We start from the raw sequence: 17,851 nt of genomic DNA on the forward strand, positions 1-17,851 counted from the left end.
GGCACTACTCTCCCTTTCCTATTTGACTAATCGGCAGTGTGATGGTGAAAACAGTGCCTGCGCCTTCGCTATTTTCTTGAACTTGTACGGTTCCATGCAGTTTCTCTGTTTCTTGTTTCACATAAACCAAACCGATACCCGTCGAAGGATTGCCAGCATGATCGAATTTGGTCGTAAAGCCGGGCATAAAGATTTTCTCCCGATACTTTGGCTTAATACCCGGACCATTATCAGCGACGCTGAACACGATAACGTCCTTTTTACGTACAACCCCTATTCGGATATTGCCCTGTTCCTCAAGCGCTTCAACGGCGTTGGCAACCAAGTTATTAAGCAAAGACAATGTGGTGTACACATGACACAAAGGAAAGATGCCCTCGGTATGCAGCGTAAAATCGATCTTTTTGCCAAATGATTGGGCATATTTCTGATTGGAGCGCAGGACGATATCGGCCAACTCTTCCATCGGCATATACTCGCTATCGTGCGATATCAGGCTGGATAGACCGGCATAAATCCGTTGATTGTCCTTTTTGATCTCATGTACCTGCCCGGCAATCTGGAGTGCCTTTTGTGCTAGATCTTCATGAGACACAGGCTGTTCATCAATTAACGATTGATACAGCGCGTAGCTGTCACGGGCGATATTTTCCGCGTTGTGCAGCGTTTTCTTCAATTGAATGGTTTCCTCGTAAAGCTCAGAAATTAGCATAAGCATCTTTTCGTTTTCTTTGCGCTTCTGCTCTTCGGCCGCTTTGGACTGCCTCAATTTGACTAAATTGAAAAAGCCAAGAACGAAAAAACTACGAAAAAAAGCAATGAGAACTATCTGATTCCAGGTTGCGAGAGTGGTCGTTTGCCCTATTGCCGAGTAACGGAGCAAAAGCTCTGCCAACGTCGCAGCGATTTCACACGCCACACCTAATGCTCCGACCAGAAGCGGCCGGTCATGACGACGGTTCATTCGAAATGCCGCGAAGGCAATCGCATAGGTCAAATAATAAAAGAATACCGGAAAGTGATGGTGAAAAGCAGCTCCCCAGTTCCAATACGGAACGAGTGCTAACTCAAGTCCCATGCGAAAGATCGTTACCGAGCTGCCGACAAGTAATCCAGAGATAAGCGGCGAGGGAGAACGAAGCCAGAGTAGGAATAGAAAAAAGGCAGGGGTGCCCAAACTTACCCGAAAATCAGTATGAAACGGATAAAAATTCAATTCGCCCGCGATCGGAACCGAAATGACCATCAGCGTTAAAAGGAGCCATTTTTCTTTCAATGCAGTTTTCAAGCCTCCTTTTTTAACAGCTTAACAGTTGTTCGACATCATTTGTATGATTCCTCCATGGACATAAATATGCCTTCTACTTCATTATTCCAAAAACGAGTTGAACAATTCGACGAAGGATTGACCAAAGAATTTTTGATCAACTTGTAGATTCAAATAGATTACTGTAGATTCCTCGTACAATAAAACTCATTCAAGACATTTTAACTTTTATACAAAAGAAAGCGCTTTACATTTTTATAAAAAAGGGGAATTAAGATGAAAAAATTTGGCTTGGCTTTTCAAATCTTGTTGGGACTAGTTTTAGGGGTTATTGTCGGGGCTATTTTTTATGGTAACCCATCCATCGAAAGTTATTTGAAACCGGCGGGAGACATTTTCATTCGTTTGATTAAAATGATCGTCGTTCCGATTGTCGTTTCTTCTCTCATTGTCGGAGTAGCAGGAGTAGGAGATATCAAAAAGCTTGGAAGACTTGGTGGTAAAACGCTTCTTTACTTTGAAATCGTGACGACGATTGCTATTATTTTCGGCTTGGTCATAGCGAATATCTTTCAGCCTGGAGCCGGAATCAATATGGCTGGACTAGCTAAGTCGGATATTACGAAATATGTCGAAGCGACGAAAACAGTGACTAGTCACAGCTTTGCCGATACATTTGTCAACATCGTTCCGAAAAACATTTTTGAATCCTTAGTAGCCGGTGACATGCTGGCCATCATTTTCTTCTCTGTCTTGTTTGGTTTGGGCGTTGCCGCGATTGGCGATAAAGGAAAGCCGGTTTTATCTTTTTTCCAAGGCGTTGCCGAATCGATGTTCTGGGTGACGAACCAAATTATGAAATTTGCGCCGATCGGTGTTTTCGGGTTGATTGGTGTAACCGTATCCAAATTCGGTGTCGGCTCCTTGATTCCTTTGGGGAAATTGGTGATTGCCGTGTATGTCGCCATGTTCCTGTTTGTAGTTATCGTGCTTGGTTTGATTGCTAAGCTTTGCGGTACCAGCCTTATGGCCATTGTTCGCATTTTGAAAGATGAACTCATACTCGCTTACTCTACAGCAAGCTCCGAAACGGCTCTTCCAAAGATGATGGAAAAAATGGAGAAGTTCGGCGTACCGAAGGCAATCACGTCATTTGTTGTCCCTACCGGATATTCGTTTAATTTGGACGGGTCTACGTTATATCAAGCGATTGCCGCATTATTTATCGCACAAATGTATGGAATCCATATGTCGATTAGCTCTCAGATCATGTTGATGCTTGTCTTGATGCTCACATCAAAGGGAATTGCCGGCGTGCCAGGCGCTTCGTTCGTCGTCCTGCTTGCCACACTTGGATCTGTCGGGATTCCGCTCGAAGGATTAGCTTTTATCGCAGGTATTGATCGTATTTTGGATATGGCCCGGACAGTAGTCAACGTTATCGGCAATTCTATGGCCGCGGTGGTCATGGCGAAATGGGAAGGTCAGTACGACAAGAGTAAAGGAAAGCAATATTTAGAGTCCGTTAAGAAGGCAGCATAAGAAATAGCTAGGGGGAAAAGACCATGACAACAGCTTCGCAAAGGGTGGAAAAAGATTTTCTTGGTTCGAAGGAAGTACCGTCCGACGCCTATTATGGCATTCAAACACTGCGCGCGGTTGAAAATTTTCCGATTACCGGCTACCGCATTCATGAAGAATTAATACGTGCGATGGCAACCGTTAAACATGCTGCTGCCTCAGCGAACATGGAGATCAGGCAGTTGAATCCGCAGATTGGGCATGCTGTCGTGCAAGCAGCACAGGAGATTATGGACGGCAAATGGCATGATCAATTTATCGTCGATCCGATACAAGGCGGAGCAGGTACGTCCATCAACATGAATACCAACGAGGTCATCGCCAACCGGGCGATCGAGATTCTCGGGGGAATCAAGGGCGATTATTTTAAAGTAAGTCCCAACTCGCATGTGAATATGGCCCAGTCGACCAACGATGCTTTTCCGACAGCGATTCATATTGCAACACTTTCTTTAATTGAGAAGCTGCTCGTGACGATGGAGGAGATGCTCACAGCATTTCGTAAAAAAGCCGTGCAATTCGACGGGGTTATCAAAATGGGGCGGACGCATCTGCAGGATGGCGTGCCGATCCGCCTCGGGCAGGAATTTGAGGCCTACAGCCGAGTACTCGAGCGTGATATCAAGCGGATCAAACAAACCCGCGACCATTTGTACGAAGTCAACATGGGGGCAACGGCCGTCGGAACAGGCCTGAATGCCGATCCACGCTACATTAAGCGAGTTGTGGAATTGCTCGCGGAGCTCAGTGGATTACCTCTTATCAATGCTGATCACCTCGTGGACGCAACTCAGAATACGGATGCCTATACCGAGGTGTCTGCCGCATTGAAAGTGTGCATGATCAACATGTCGAAGATTGCCAACGACCTACGATTGCTTGCTTCAGGACCGCGTGCTGGACTTGGAGAGCTGAATCTGCCTGCGCGTCAACCTGGTTCATCCATCATGCCAGGTAAGGTGAATCCGGTCATGGCTGAGGTTGTTAATCAGGTAGCTTTCCAGGTTATCGGGAATGACCATACGATTTGTCTTGCTTCTGAAGCTGGACAGCTTGAGCTTAATGTGATGGAGCCTGTACTCGTGTTCAATTTGCTGCAATCGCTCAGTATGATGAATCAAGTTTTCAAAGTTTTCCGTGTGCATTGTTTAGAAGAAATCGAAGCAAACGTAGAGCGCTGCAAAGAGTATGTGGAGAAAAGTGTTGGGGTCATTACCGCGCTCAACCCGCATCTGGGCTATGAAGTCGTAGCGAGGATCGCGCGTGAAGCGATTCTGACGGGGCGTCCTGTTCGGGAACTGTGCCTTCTATATAATGTCTTAACGGAAGAGGAACTCGAGATTATTCTCGATCCGTATGAAATGACGAATCCGGGTATTGCAGGAGCGGAGTTATTAAACAAAAACTAAAGAGAAATTCATAGGAGTCGTTTCACAAAAAAAGGAGAGAGAAACCATGTCTGTAACAAGCGGTGCCAGCACGTATATGATATTTCGGCTTCAAATCGATAAAGAACTAGCCTCACTAGGCGATATAGCCGCTGTAATTGAAGGGACAAATGGCGATATTGTAGGGATTGACGTCATCTCGTCCAGCCGTTCGAATACCGTCCGTGATATAACGGTTAATGTAGTAGATCAAGCACACAGCCAGTTGATCGATGAATCGCTTCAGAAGCTAAACGGTGTTAAGGTGATTCACGTGTCAGATCGGACTTTCCTCGTGCACTTAGGCGGGAAAATCGAGATTGCCTCCAAAATTCCGGTGAAAAACCGGGACGATTTGTCACGGGTGTACACGCCAGGTGTCGCCAAAGTCTGCACAGCGATTGCGGAACAGCCGAGCAAGGCCTACTCCCTGACGATTAAACGGAATATGATCGCGGTTGTATCGGACGGAACGGCCGTACTTGGGCTTGGCGACATCGGACCAATGGCAGCTATGCCGGTGATGGAAGGCAAAGCCATGCTGTTCAAAGAGTTCGCAGGCGTTGACGCATTTCCGATTTGCCTGGATACGAAAGACCCCGACGAAATTGTCCGCATCGTAAAAGCAATGGCTCCGGCATTCGGAGGCATTAATTTGGAGGACATTTCGTCACCGCGCTGCTTCGAAATTGAGGAGCGTTTGAAGCAGGAACTGGATATCCCGGTGTTTCACGATGATCAGCACGGAACGGCTGTCGTCCTTCTGGCCGGCTTGTTGAATGCACTCAAAATTACCGGCAAACAAATGTCGGATATTAAGGTCGTTGTGAACGGTATCGGCGCAGCGGGCATCGCATGCTCCAAGATGTTGCTTGCCGCCGGTGTGCATAATTTGATCGGTGTGGACCGCAATGGCGCGATCCATCGGGAAGCTATTTATGACAACCCTCATTGGACAGCGTTTGCTCAGATGACAAATCCGAACTTGGAAGTCGGCAGCTTGTCTGAAGTTATCAAGAATGCGGATGTTTTTATCGGCGTTTCGGCTCCGAATATTTTAAAAGTGGACGATGTTAAGTCCATGGCGAAAGACCCGATCGTCTTTGCGATGGCGAACCCGATTCCGGAGATCGACCCGGAGCAGGCCAAGCCTTACGTTAGGGTCATGGCTACAGGAAGGTCTGATAAGCCAAATCAAATCAACAACGTGCTTTGCTTCCCAGGCATTTTCCGTGGTGCACTGGATTGCAGGGCAAGCGAGATCAATGAAGCGATGAAACTTGCTGCTGCACAGGCGATCGCATCTGTCGTGACAGATGAAGAGTTGAACGAAACGTATATTATCCCGAGCGTGTTTAACCAGAAAGTCGTGGAAAAGGTAAGAGAAGCTGTTGTTGAAGCGGCTTACCGTACCGGGGTTGCCCGAAAAAGCATGAGAGAATCCAATTAGGCGTATAGTATACAAAAGATAAAAGATTCTTCGATATTCTCTATATAAGTCAACAAAGGGGCTGTCCTCAAGTAGATTTCTACTTTGAGACAGCCCTGTTCTCTTTACATCGACGCTATTTCGTTGTTTTTAGCTTCGGACAGCTCAAAAGTCATCAGTTTCTCCAACTCCGACCGGAGGTGAGTACGTAAATATATCTTCCTAGGTCATATATTCTAATAGACATAAAGCGAACATACGTGCTATAATTGGAAGATTCTGAGTGTCATCATAGATTGGAGATTAGGTATGAATCAATCGTTACTTCGGAATCGGACATTTGTTTTCATGATGATCGGAGAAGCCATTCAAGGCGCAGGTATTTGGACAAGTATCATTGCTAATTTGCAATTTATGCAAAGCCACGTCCCGTCGGATTTAGGCAAGAGCTTGATCCTAATGTGCGGTTTATTTCTCGGTGTACTCATTTCGCCGCAAGCCGGGGTGTGGGCAGACCGCTATGATAAGAAAAAAATATTGTTTATCTCAGGGCTTGTCCGCTGTCTGGCTCCGATTGTCATGTTTGCGGCTATTCACTACCAATCCGTCGCCATTATGCTGTTGTCCGTCGTCATCATGCAAGTAGCGGCTACTGTTTATATGCCTACCGTACAAGCAGCGCTGCCTTCCGTCGTTCCGGCCTCCGAGCTGCTTAAAGCGAACAGCTTAAACTTTAACGTGATTACAATAGCGAGAATCGGCGGTACTGCTGCAGCAGGTATATTGGTATCCATGATGAATTTGTACACGGTCTACGCGCTGTCGCTTGCTTTTTACGTCATCCTCGTGTTGCTCATTACACAGTTGAGGATTCCCCTTGCTGCGGATTCCGCCGCGGCTGCAAAAAAGCAGGAGAAAATTCGCTTTACGGAGTTGTTTCCACTCATTCGGTCAGAACCATCTATCTTTATCGGACTTATCAATAGCGGGGTTATTACTTTGTTTCTTGGCGGTTTTAATTTGCTTGTACTGAAGTTTAGTCAAATCCAGCACAAACCGGAACTGATGGGTTGGATCTATTCGTTAGAAGGTACTAGCATTTTGATTGCAGGCCTATTCGCAAAGCGCGTGATCGGCATGCGAAATCTGGTAACCAGCTCTACGCTGTTCATGTTATTATTTGCGCTTTCTTTTGCTGGAATGTCCTTCAGTGAAAGCAGTTATGCGGTTCTCGGCTCTTACGTTATGTTCGGTTGCGCCGTCGCTTTTTTCTTTCCGATGATATCTACACTTTTCCAAATCAAAGTGCCGAAAGAAGCGCAAGGCCGCTTTTTCTCATTTCGCGGAATGCTTGACCGCGTGATGTTCCAGATTTCGCTGCTTGCGACCGGAGCTTGTCTCGATTGGTTCGGGATCTCCACATTTTTACTAACACTCGCTATTATTACATTATCGAGCGGGATCTTGACGTTGTTCATAGCCAAACGAAAATCAATGGACGTCCGGCAACCGATTAATAGCGACACAGTTGCGGGAAATAAATGAATCTAGAGCACGAACAAGCCCCGATCCTTGAAGGAGGAACCGGGGCTTTATTCGTCGTGAAAAGGACTACGGAATTACCACCGAGTTCTTTTCCTTCAGCGTACCCAGGTCGTTCGCTTTGATTAATCCGTTCGAGACGGTGTACAGCGTGTCGCCGATATATAGAACGCGTTGTACCTGCTTGTCGCCGGCTTGAACATATTGTCCGGCTTTTTGCAGATCTTCCTGCGTAAGATGGGTAATGCCGCCACGGAACTGGAAGCCTTTTTCCAAATCAAGGTTGTAGACGTATGCGCCTTGGAAAGCAAAATTGCCGTATGCGTTAGCAGGCATCTTCGGATTGTTTGTCGTCTGATTCGGGTCGATTTTCATTACGTTAACGGGGAAGGAAAGCAGATTTTTTTCCTTGCTAAATAGCAACGCACGGTGATTGTGCAGCAGCTCAGAATCTGTGCCGCGGTCCCCGATCAGCTCCTTGAATTTCTCCTTCGGATTATTCACATCGGTAACATCGAACAGCGCCACTTTCATGCCTTGGTAATAGGCAATGGACTGCGGTCCATTCGGATTCTTGTTGTCAACCTCGATGGTATCTTTACCGAAGCCAATAATATGGTTTTCATCATAAGGATGCAGATAATCGCTGTAGCCAGGAATCTTCAACGCACCCAACAATTTTGGCGCAGCGGGATCCTTTAAATCCATAACGAATAGCGGATCGGTGTTCTTAAAAGTAACCATGTAAGCTCGGTCGCCCATGAAGCGGGTGGAGTAAATCCGCTCTCCTGGCGCGATGTTTTCGATCTTGCCTTTCTCGTTCAGGTTCCCGTCAAGTATGAAAACATGATTCTTCGAAGTCCCCTCATCTGTCCGTCCCACTTCGCCTGTTGTTGTAGCAAGCCGGAAGTAGCCATTATGCTCATCCATGGAAAATTGATTGAGTAAACGCCCGGGCACCTTACCTGTATGTTTGTACTCTGCTTTACCTTCGTTCAGTCCAAATTGATAAATGATCGTTTCCTGCTTAGGAAGTTCAAAAGACTGGATGACTCCGTTCGGCTCACCGACTCGTATGCCTTGAGCAGCATCACCAGCGGGCATCCTCATGGGTTGGATTCGCATCTGTTCATAATTCGTTACGGCCACATATAAGTTCTCTTCGGACGCGTACACGTTCTGACCTGAGCCGAGGTAAGAAGTGACATTCATCGTCTGATTCAATTCATTAAGATTGATGCCTCCGATGAGCACATAGTTAGGCTCCAGAGCTTTCGGCAAGTAATAGACCTGATTGAGCGGAACAGAGGTAAAGGAATCGCCAGCCGCTGAATCCCGATAAGCAGGAATTAGGGCAGTCTTCGCTTTTTCTTTATCCGCCAATTCCCGGTATTGGTAGTAATTCACGTACTTATTGGAGATAAAATAGAGCGACGATCCGATTTTGCGGGAAGAAACGTAGTTTCCTTCAAGCTCAACTTCCTTCTCAAGCTTCAGGTTGCTCCGATCGGAGAGGTCGTAGACCATGACCTTCGCGGTTCCCTGGGATCTCATAGGCATAGGGAGGATCATTTTCTTCTCTGTTATGCCGCTTTCCCCATTATTAGGGACCGGTATATAACTCTGATAAGAATTACCAAGCACGATCAGATGCTTGTCGTCCACGTAGATTTCACTAGGCTGGAACTGCGTGTCTTGATTTTTCGGGAAATCGAGAATGCTCAGCACCTTCATCTGGTCAGAGGGATAAGCCTGAGTGACTATAATACGCTGCTTGTTTACCGTATAGATGTAGGTTCCATCTGTCTTGACGACATCGGATTCATCCACGCCTTGCACTTGAACGTTCGTGCTGGAGTAACCGGGTGCCGCTGCCTTGGGCGAATTTTGGACTGGAACAGCAGCACCGGCACTAGCTGGAGCCGGTGCGTTACCTAAGGATTTAGATTCAGCTTGTGTGGTTGTTACAGTAATCCTGGCGGACCCACTGCTTTCATTCTGAGTCAAAAGTGTGACCAAGTGGTCATAGGTACCGACTACCGGCAAGCTGTCAGCCTGTTTCGTGATGTTCACTGAGCTGGTGGCTGAATCCCAGCGAACAACATAATTTGCGCTTTCCATAAAGAAGCGCAGCGGAATGTACATAGAACCATCTACCATTTGTGTACTGCCGTAAATGGTGCTTGCTTTACCGTTCACGTAAGCAAAGTCTGAATTCATTGGAAGCTTCAGTTCGTACTCGTTGCCAATAACTACCGCAAGCTGTTCCGTTTCACTCCATGTCACTTCCATGCCTAAAGTCTTGGCAAGATCCTTTACAGACGCCATTAAAGTACCGTTTATTAATTTAGGCTGCTGTGAGAATGTGATAGGCTGTCCCTCAAGCCGAACTACTGGTCCCTGATCGGCATTAATGGAGTTAGGTGCAAATGCGGACGTTAAGATCATAGCGGATAACAGGAGGCCGACGACCAAACCTTTTTTCTTCATCTTCTTCATCCTTTTCAGTCGTTTTGAGAGTTACCATTATTTTCAACTATATCCTCTTAACGGATGTGTTTTCTGATTTGTTTCAGCGATTCGAAAATATTTTTTATGGGGGTTCAAAACCAACAATTTACAAGGAATGATGAAAATGGCATTTACAATTAATCTATGTCTATTTAATACCGTGTAAATAAAAAAAACTTAAACTAAATCTATCAATAAGTATCGAAGGGAGAAAACTCATGGATATTAACACGTATGCTTTGGAAAAAATGATGGCTCAAAGAAAAACGGAATTAGAACAATCCCTGCCGATGGAAAGGAAAGTAAAGAAAGAAAACGAAACAAGTTGGTTGGTGAAATTGCAGCCTGCTTTTATCAATAGAGTAGGCTTAGTTCGGTAATTTTCGAGATTTGTCAAGGAGCATGCTTTTGCAGTTGCTCCTTTTCAATATGCATCGCTGCTTGTAATACATATTTTCAAAAAATCCCTAAGGTGGAGAAAGGATGAAATTATGACTATGAAGTCGCCTATCTTGAAACTGGCAGCATTGGCTATTTCCATTTCGCTCTCTCTAAGCACTGTAACACCCGCATTTGCCGATGGGGAGGGATCTGCGATCATTGGCAAGGTCTCCATTTCGGAACAAAGTTACTTTGAATTAAAGCAAATTCATTTGACAACGTCTCAGAACAGTAAGCTGGCTGTAATCAACATATCGATTCACAATGGAGGCAGCAGCGCATTAAAAGTGATCGATTATTGGATCCGCTTAAAAAACAAAGCGGGCAGCCAATTCAACGCGCGTTTACTTCCTTCTGATATAGACAAGACTTCCGTAGCTCCTGGCTCAAGTGTGGATATGACTTATTATGCGAATGTGAATGAAAGCACGCAGCTTCAAGATTTGGTTGTAGAGTTTATGAATTGGGATTTGAACCAGATTAAATTCGAAAGAGTGCTCGGTCAGGTCGCCGTACCCGATACATACACGGATGTGACTCCGTCACAAGAGGGTTCAATCCTCCAAGCAGGAGACACGGAAGTGAAGGCATCGATCAAGAAGCTCGTCAGCAACAAAAACGAAAAATATCATGTGCCTACCGTTTATTTAGCTCTTGAGAATGTCGGCACTAAGGCGATTACAATGCCGTCCTACCTCTTTTCGATTCGCACACCGGAAGGGCTTCTATATCCTTTGGAAGCGAAAGGACTCAAGGATTTAACTATCAAACCGAAAGAAAGCAAAGAAATTCAGTTATCCGGAACGATTCCAGTTGCCGTTTCTTCCGATCATTGGGAGCTTGTCATAACGGAGACTGCGACCGATTTGAAAATCAACCTGCCTGTGGCCGCATTTCAGCTTCCTGCCGCAACCTCGAATCAAGGCGGTTCCATCGGAAAAGCCTACTCTTTTACAAGCAAATCCGGTGTTTATACCGCTGAATTGAATGCTTTATACCGGCTCCCATGGGAAGATCAGGACCTAGTGAGCGGAGATATTACCTTAAGTAATAAAGGTCCCGATACATTGTCCATACCGAACTTGACCGGATACTTTCTTTTAGATGATGCGGTTAAAATCGAAGCCAACATCGTGCAGACGGCGAATGCAGTCGGTATAGCATCCGATTCGTCCTTGAATTTGCAAATGGTAGGTAAAATTCCTTATACATCGAAGTATTCGCGAATGAAGCTTGTGCTGCAGGAGAAAGAAAGCGATACGGTCACATCGGATGTGGTCGAGTTTACCAGTCAATCCGAGCTGCAGGCGATTCCCTTCCATAGTTTGGAACAGCCGTACCTCCTTGACGATGCGGGTAGAAAAACTAGTTTTAAGATCCGCAGCCTTAATCGTTATACAAGCAATACAAGCTCATTGGTTATCGCACAGGTAGAAGCGACGAACTTGGAGAAAAGATATACCGCGCCCACAAAGCTAGTCGCTCAATTCAGAGCAGCTGACGGGACGGTGCTTCCAGCTTCGGTAGCCGAAGTCAAAAATAAAGTAAGTCCGAATGGCACTGCACTGCTAAACGTATCGGCCTCGCTTCCGAAAGGGATTTCGACGGAAAACATGCACCTGATTATCGGTGAGTCCGTAACGGAAGGCAAGCTGACGGAGAGCGGCGGCAAACCCGATTCTTACGTGAAACCCGTGGCGTTCATGCTTCCTGAAGTGAAGGTTGATGTGAAGGACTCACTGAAGGACGTTATCCTATACCCTTATCAAATTTCATTGAATCATTTTGGAACGATGGTCGAAAACAGTACGTTTACCCTTAAATTTAATTATGAAATCAGTCGCGAGGGCTATCTGGAAACGAATGTAGACGGACATAAGCTCGTGCTTGTTTTTGAAGATGGAAGCGGTCAAAAGTCGTTTGAGAAATCATTCGAGATGAAAGATTTTGACCCCGTCGAAGGTGAAACGCCCGAAACCGTGGGGACGAAGCTGAAAATCGGTAAACATGAGAACTTTAAAATACAAGTAACAGATGCCGATTTGATTTTCAAATCTTCTTTCTTGAAGCAGTATAAGCTCAGTTTATATGAAGAATTTGAAGGGCAAAGAAAGCTATTGGCGACTCAAAAGGCGGACTGGTTCATTACAACGGACTAAAGCAGGAACCATTTGATCAATCGTCAGAGTCTTCACTTTTATCTCAATAAAACCTTTATTTGGAAATAACACACAGAAAACATAAACGGGTTAAAATAATCATGATTCATCCTTCGAGTCATCCATCTATGATTGTTCCACTCCTTCAAGAAGGGTAAGGGTTTCAACTATCCATCTCATGCTTTATTGCCAAGAAGCTTTAGTGCTTTTTGGCACAAAAGCATACATGTAGATACCTAAAGAATGGGGAGAGAATGATCGTGCCTAGAAAAGCGCTTTGGGGAGTATTGGTTGTCATCCTTTTGGTTGTTGCCGTACTAGTTACAGGTGTATTTACCTCAAAAGGAAGTGCGGCGGTTGCCGTAAAAATTTCCACAACGAAAGAAGGGAACATAACGAAAGACGTCTTCGCGAACGGAAAGATCGAGTCAAAAGTCATTAAGGAACAATTTGTAACATCAGGCGGTATCATTGAGAAGATTCACGTCAAAAAAGGCGATTCTGTCAAAAAGGGGCAGGAGCTGCTTACCTTGTCCACGACGGATTTGAATGAAAAGCTGAAGCAAGAGAAGCATCAACTTCAAGTGAATCTCGCTGAGAAGGAGAAGTTTCTGAAAGACCAGGATAAAGTGAGAAAGCAAACGTTTGAAACGGCGAAAAAAGAAATGAGCGAAACGGGTTCAGCTTCGAGCTTGGAATCCTTTGATGGAAATAGTGCTGCTGATGTGAAGTTGTACGATCTCAAAATTCAAGACGCAGAGTCCAATATCGATGACATCCAGAAAAAGCTTGAAAAGAATCAATTATTTGCTGATATCGATGGGATTGTGACTGGGATTTCTGTCAAAGAAGGACAAGAGATCGCACTCGGCACATCATCATTTACAATTACAAACGTGTCTCAATTACAGATTAAAGCGAACTTGGCGGAAAACGATGCCAACCTAGCTAAAGTAGGGATGAAGGTTAAGGTATCGGGCGATGCATTCACGAATACCTATGCAGGAAGCATTTCGTATATTTCACCGGTTGCCGTCACTTCCGAACTGGATGCCAAGGAGTCAGTCGTTGAGTTCAGGGTTGATCTCGAACAGCCGGATGTGCAGCTTCGTCCCGGATATAAAGCAACCGTTCAATTAACCATAGAGAACGTTGCGCATCATATCATCCCTCTTAGCGCTGTGAAGCGGGATGGACAGCAATCTTATGTATTTAAGGTTGTTGAGAATAAAGCCGTTCGAACCCATGTTAAGCTTGGGGAGGAAAACGACGAATTTATCGAAGTACTCGAAGGACTGCAACCAGGTGACCCGTTTATTGAAGGACCTTCCGCTGATGTGAAGGAAGGCGTGCAGGTGGTCAACAAATGATCGCATTGGAGGGAATTCATAAAGTTTACCGCAACGGCGCGTTGGAAGTTCAAGCCCTTAAACCGACGAATCTGACGATCGAGAAAGGGGATTACGTAGCGATTATCGGACCTTCGGGATCTGGGAAATCGACGTTGATGAACATTTTGGGCTGCTTGGATATTCCAAGTGGCGGCACCTATAAGTTGGATAGTCAAGAAGTCCAATCGTTGACGGAAAAAGAATTAGCCAAGGTTCGAAATAAGAAAATTGGGTTCGTGTTCCAAAATTTCAACTTGCTCGCCAGGCAAACGGTTCAGAGCAATGTGGAGCTCCCGATGCTGTACGGAGGCGTTGCTTCTTCGGTTCGTATGGAACGGGCAAGCAGTTTGCTGGAGAAAGTCGGCTTGGGGGGGCGCGTGCATCACCGCCCGAGCGAATTGTCCGGCGGGCAAAAGCAGCGTGTTGCGATAGCTAGAGCGTTGACGATGAATCCTGCCATCCTGCTGGCCGATGAGCCGACTGGAAACTTGGATCAAAAGTCGTCTCATGAAATCATGGGGCTATTCACTCAACTGAACGATGAAGGGTCTACGGTGATTGTCATCACCCATGAAATGGACATTGCGGAGCATGCCAAACGCATACTCCGCTTCGGAGATGGGGAAATCATCGAAGATCGCCGAAAGGGAAGTGAGCGATAGTGAGTATATGGAAAAATCTATTGATTTCCTTGGACAGCTTGCGAGTGAACAAACTCCGTTCTTTGCTAACGATGATCGGCATTATCGTCGGTGTTGCATCCGTCGTCTTGGTTGTATCCATCGGCCAAATCGGTAAAGGCTCCGTCGTTTCGGAGCTCGCTAAATATTCCCCAGGCGTTTTCTTCGTAACGCCGTCCTCAAGCGCGACGAAAGCTGATAAAATCCAAATAACGATGGCGGATTTAAAACAAGTTAGCAGGCTAGAAGGGATTCAAGCGGCTTCGGGCTCTTTAGGCATGACCATGACTTCCAAATCAGGGGACTCTACGCTTACTTTTAACGTGACAGGCACGTTTGCAGACATCGTCAAGTTTATGAACTTGAAAACGGAAGCGGGCCGGTTTTTTACCGTAAGCGAACAAAAGTCGCGCCAAAAGGTGATTGTCGTTGAATCGGACTACGCAATCAGTCAGTTTGGCTCTGCCGAACAGGCTGTAAACCGAAAGATCACGCTGGATGGGAACAAATACGAGATCGTTGGTGTATACAAGTCCGATAAATCGATATTATCCGGGCTGGATGGTAAAAATTATGCCGCTTATTTGCCTTATGATTCCTTGCCTCTGCTCAAAGAGGGCACGAACAATGAACTGGATTCACTGATGGTGATTGCAAACACTACGGATTCTATGCAAAAGGATAAGACGGGAACAGCGATAACAAGTCATTTAGCCAAAGCGCATAACACAGAGAGTAGTTATTATGAAGTTCAGAAAGTAGAGGATTTCCAGCGAAACCTCGATGTCGTATTTAATGTTATGCAGATTCTGATAGGCTCCATTGCCGGCATTTCCTTGTTAGTCGGCGGTGTCGGAGTTATGAATATTATGCTTGTGTCTGTTACGGAGCGCACGAGGGAAATTGGTACCCGCAAAGCAATCGGAGCTACGCCAGGGTTGATCTTACAGCAGTTTATGATGGAGGCCATCATTCTTTGCTTTCTTGGCGGGGTGGTTGGCATTTCAATCGGCGTACTAGGTTCGTTTGCCTTCTCACTGATCACTAAGTGGCAATTCATTTTGTCAGGCTGGACGATCGTGATCGCTTTTGGATTTTCTACGGCGGTAGGACTGTTTTTTGGTTGGTATCCCGCTAAAAAGGCGGCCAACATGCAGCCTATTGAATCACTAAGATACGAATAAGCGTAGTAGGAGGGTTTGCATCTGCTCAAGCTGCAGGTTTTTGCTGTGCATCTATCGGAAGAACTGGATAGACAGAAGTTTGATCGGATGTTTCGTCAATTATCGCTGGAGAAACAAAGCAAGGTCCGGCGGATGTTGAAATATGATGACGCTGTTCGCTCTTCGGTGGGGGAGTTGTTGGTCAAATATGCGATTGGCACAATGACGAAGCTGCCTCGGCATAGGATTCGTTTCGTCATGAATGCCTATGGCAAACCCCACCTTGACGGTACGGATTCCGTCTCCTTTAATATTTCACATTCTGGAGACTGGGTCGTCTGCGCCATTGATTCAGACCCTGTAGGAATCGATGTTGAGAAGATTCATTCGATCGATATGCAAATCGCCCGTCAATTTTTTTCCACAGCGGAGTACGAGCAATTGATGAATTTGCCAAGCTCACATCGTTTGGCCTATTTTTTTGACATTTGGACGTTAAAAGAAAGCTTGATCAAAGCAGACGGGAGAGGGCTTAGTATCTCTTTGAATTCGTTCAGCATCAACAAGCAAGGTTCTGATATTCAACTGATCACCAGTGACGAAATAACGAAATATCATTTTATGCAATATGAAATTGATCCTGCCTATAAACTATCTCTATGTGCGAAGTCCAGCCATTTTCCTGATAAAGTCATTCACGTTGACGTTGATACGCTCGAGACATAAATTTCCAATCCTATCCGAAGTCTTATATTATGTGCTTTATTGGAACATAATGGTGAAGATGACCGGAAGGGAGGGCTTCATGCGAATATTCGAGATCTTGTTTATTGTAAGCAATGTAATGCTATGGATCGTTGATAGATGGGGTAGAAGAAAAGTGGTTGGCGTGGCAAACTGCTTGGCTATAGGTATAGCCTTACTTCATTTCATTTTTGAGGGCTACAGGTGGCAGATGGTTCCGCTATACGTCTTTACGGCGGGCTATATGCTGTATTTGTTTGTAAAAGCAAGGCGTCATAAAGAGCGAAGAAAGCAGCCTCATTTCATTTGGAACTTCCTGCTGCCGTTCTTATTGGCTGTTGCTGTGATACTGCCTATCCTGCTTCCCGTATTTAAAATCGACTCTCCATCCGGTCCTTATTCGGTAGGAACAGTCACCTATCATTGGACCGATGCGTCAAGAGAGGAAATATTAACGGATACTCCTAATGATCGGCGAGAGCTTCTTGTTCAATTATGGTACCCTGCTCAAATCGATCAAGCCTCATTTAAGGCACTTTACATACCTGAGTATCGTCAGTTTGGGCAAGCGCTGCAGCAGGAATACAAGATTCCTGCATTCATATTACACTATTTTCGCCATGTAAAAACAGATTCTTATGTAAACGCTCCGCTCTCGGCAGAACAAGCCCAATATCCGCTCATTGTATTCTCGCACGGACTGCCAGGCACGCGGTTTACGAGCACGTCTCAAATGGAGGAACTGGCAAGCAACGGCTATCTGGTTGCCGCCATACAGCATCCCTACTATGCGATGACGACGGTATTTCCTGATCAGCGTATTGCTCCCAAGACGAAAAAGCTTCCTGCCGTCATCGACATTGACGGATGGGATCGAATGATCGAAGTCTGGGTGAAGGATGCTCAGTTTGTACTGGACCAGTTCGGAAAGCTGAATAAGCAAGACCCGCAGGGGTTGCTAACCGGAAAAATAAACATGGATAAAATCGGCATGCTGGGCCATTCCTTCGGAGGGGCGGCAACGATCCAAACGCTCTATGCGGATCAACGGCTAAAAGCCGGTATCAACATGGATGGAACTCCGTTCGGTAAAACCATTGTAAACGGCCTGCAACAACCCTTCATGCAGATGAAGACGGAGGTTGTAGAGTCGAACAAGGATGCGGAACCGACCGAACAGCAATTGGCAAAAATCGGAGTTACTAAACAAGCCTACGACAAATATAAAACAGAGATACCGATTCGGAATAGCGTCTTGTTCGGAAAAGGTGGCGGTTATGCGGTAACCATCCGTGGAATCAAGCATATGAGCTTTACAGACTATTATTTATGGTCCCCCGGGCTTCGCCTCATGGATGGCTTGAAATTGCCACCCAAACAGGCATGGCATATGATTAATAGCTATGTGCTCGCATTTTTCGATAAATACTTGAATCAAAAGCCATCTACTCTTTTGGATGAACCGATGTCGCCCTTTAAGGAAGTAATCGTTGAGAAAAAATGATGCCATAACGAT

General features: G+C 45.6%; 13 protein-coding genes. 11 read left to right on the top strand and 2 right to left on the bottom strand.

All coding sequences use genetic code 11. The features are described 5' to 3' along the window. Positions 1-4 precede the first annotated feature (4 nt). Complete coding sequence (locus NYR53_RS11700; protein WP_261305322.1) at positions 5-1,288, bottom strand: sensor histidine kinase; 1,284 nt, start codon at positions 1,286-1,288, stop codon at positions 5-7. Between the two features lie 255 nt (positions 1,289-1,543). Between NYR53_RS11700 and NYR53_RS11705 the strand changes: the two genes are divergently transcribed. The 4 genes from NYR53_RS11705 to NYR53_RS11720 all read left to right on the top strand — a co-directional run bounded on the left by NYR53_RS11705 (position 1,544) and on the right by NYR53_RS11720 (position 7,249). Further along, entirely contained in the window at positions 1,544-2,809 is a 1,266-nt protein-coding gene (locus NYR53_RS11705) for a cation:dicarboxylate symporter family transporter (protein WP_290428994.1), read from the top strand. Positions 2,810-2,832: 23 nt separating this feature from the next. Continuing rightward, positions 2,833-4,257 carry an aspartate ammonia-lyase gene (aspA, locus tag NYR53_RS11710; RefSeq protein WP_261305323.1) on the top strand — a complete coding sequence of 475 codons (1,425 nt, stop codon included), beginning with the start codon at positions 2,833-2,835 and terminating at the stop codon, positions 4,255-4,257. Positions 4,258-4,303: 46 nt separating this feature from the next. Beyond that, complete coding sequence (locus NYR53_RS11715; RefSeq protein ID WP_261305324.1) at positions 4,304-5,725, top strand: NAD-dependent malic enzyme; 1,422 nt, start codon at positions 4,304-4,306, stop codon at positions 5,723-5,725. Between the two features lie 288 nt (positions 5,726-6,013). After that, positions 6,014-7,249, top strand: a complete 1,236-nt coding sequence (locus NYR53_RS11720; RefSeq protein WP_261305325.1) for an MFS transporter — start codon at positions 6,014-6,016, stop codon at positions 7,247-7,249. 66 nt (positions 7,250-7,315) lie between these two features. On the opposite strand, the gene NYR53_RS11725 is transcribed toward NYR53_RS11720, so the two are convergent. Further along, positions 7,316-9,736, bottom strand: coding sequence for a beta-propeller domain-containing protein (locus NYR53_RS11725; RefSeq protein WP_261305326.1), 2,421 nt, complete (start codon positions 9,734-9,736; stop codon positions 7,316-7,318). Positions 9,737-9,975: 239 nt separating this feature from the next. Here NYR53_RS11725 and NYR53_RS11730 point away from each other — a divergent pair, with 239 nt between their 5' ends. The 7 genes from NYR53_RS11730 (at position 9,976) to NYR53_RS11760 (ending at position 17,839) form a co-directional block, all read left to right on the top strand. Then, the gene (locus tag NYR53_RS11730; RefSeq protein ID WP_261305327.1) at positions 9,976-10,137 is read left to right on the top strand and encodes a hypothetical protein; all 162 of its coding nucleotides are present in this window, start codon (positions 9,976-9,978) and stop codon (positions 10,135-10,137) included. Positions 10,138-10,248: 111 nt separating this feature from the next. Then, positions 10,249-12,357 (top strand): hypothetical protein, encoded by a 2,109-nt coding sequence (locus NYR53_RS11735; RefSeq protein WP_261305328.1) that lies wholly within the window; start codon positions 10,249-10,251, stop codon positions 12,355-12,357. 260 nt (positions 12,358-12,617) lie between these two features. After that, on the top strand, positions 12,618-13,727 hold the full coding sequence (locus tag NYR53_RS11740; protein ID WP_261305329.1) for an efflux RND transporter periplasmic adaptor subunit: 1,110 nt from the start codon (positions 12,618-12,620) through the stop codon (positions 13,725-13,727). After that, complete coding sequence (locus tag NYR53_RS11745) at positions 13,724-14,410, top strand: ABC transporter ATP-binding protein (protein ID WP_261305330.1); 687 nt, start codon at positions 13,724-13,726, stop codon at positions 14,408-14,410. The genes NYR53_RS11740 and NYR53_RS11745 overlap by 4 nt, the downstream gene beginning before the upstream one ends. After that, positions 14,410-15,612, top strand: coding sequence for an ABC transporter permease (locus NYR53_RS11750; RefSeq protein WP_261305331.1), 1,203 nt, complete (start codon positions 14,410-14,412; stop codon positions 15,610-15,612). Before NYR53_RS11745 ends, NYR53_RS11750 begins: the two co-directional genes overlap by 1 nt. Positions 15,613-15,627: 15 nt before the next feature. Beyond that, positions 15,628-16,317, top strand: a complete 690-nt coding sequence (locus tag NYR53_RS11755) for a 4'-phosphopantetheinyl transferase family protein (protein ID WP_261305332.1) — start codon at positions 15,628-15,630, stop codon at positions 16,315-16,317. Positions 16,318-16,396: 79 nt separating this feature from the next. After that, a complete protein-coding gene (locus NYR53_RS11760) occupies positions 16,397-17,839 on the top strand; it encodes an alpha/beta hydrolase family protein (protein WP_261305333.1) in 1,443 nt (480 codons plus the stop codon). Positions 17,840-17,851: the final 12 nt, after the last annotated feature.

It is taken from the genome of Paenibacillus andongensis, assembly GCF_025369935.1.
GTDB classification, from domain to species: Bacteria; Bacillota; Bacilli; order Paenibacillales; family NBRC-103111; genus Paenibacillus_E; species Paenibacillus_E andongensis.

Excerpts from the sequence above, each read along its gene's own strand:
- NYR53_RS11760 (WP_261305333.1), top strand. The coding sequence starts at position 16,397 with ATGCGAATATTCGAGATCTTGTTTATTGTAAGCAATGTAATGCTATGG.
- NYR53_RS11705 (WP_290428994.1), top strand. The coding sequence starts at position 1,544 with ATGAAAAAATTTGGCTTGGCTTTTCAAATCTTGTTGGGACTAGTTTTA.
- NYR53_RS11745 (WP_261305330.1), top strand. The coding sequence starts at position 13,724 with ATGATCGCATTGGAGGGAATTCATAAAGTTTACCGCAACGGCGCGTTG.
- NYR53_RS11725 (WP_261305326.1), bottom strand. The coding sequence starts at position 9,736 with ATGAAGAAAAAAGGTTTGGTCGTCGGCCTCCTGTTATCCGCTATGATC.
- NYR53_RS11720 (WP_261305325.1), top strand. The coding sequence starts at position 6,014 with ATGAATCAATCGTTACTTCGGAATCGGACATTTGTTTTCATGATGATC.
- NYR53_RS11730 (WP_261305327.1), top strand. The coding sequence starts at position 9,976 with ATGGATATTAACACGTATGCTTTGGAAAAAATGATGGCTCAAAGAAAA.
- NYR53_RS11715 (WP_261305324.1), top strand. The coding sequence starts at position 4,304 with ATGTCTGTAACAAGCGGTGCCAGCACGTATATGATATTTCGGCTTCAA.
- NYR53_RS11735 (WP_261305328.1), top strand. The coding sequence starts at position 10,249 with ATGACTATGAAGTCGCCTATCTTGAAACTGGCAGCATTGGCTATTTCC.
- aspA (WP_261305323.1), top strand. The coding sequence starts at position 2,833 with ATGACAACAGCTTCGCAAAGGGTGGAAAAAGATTTTCTTGGTTCGAAG.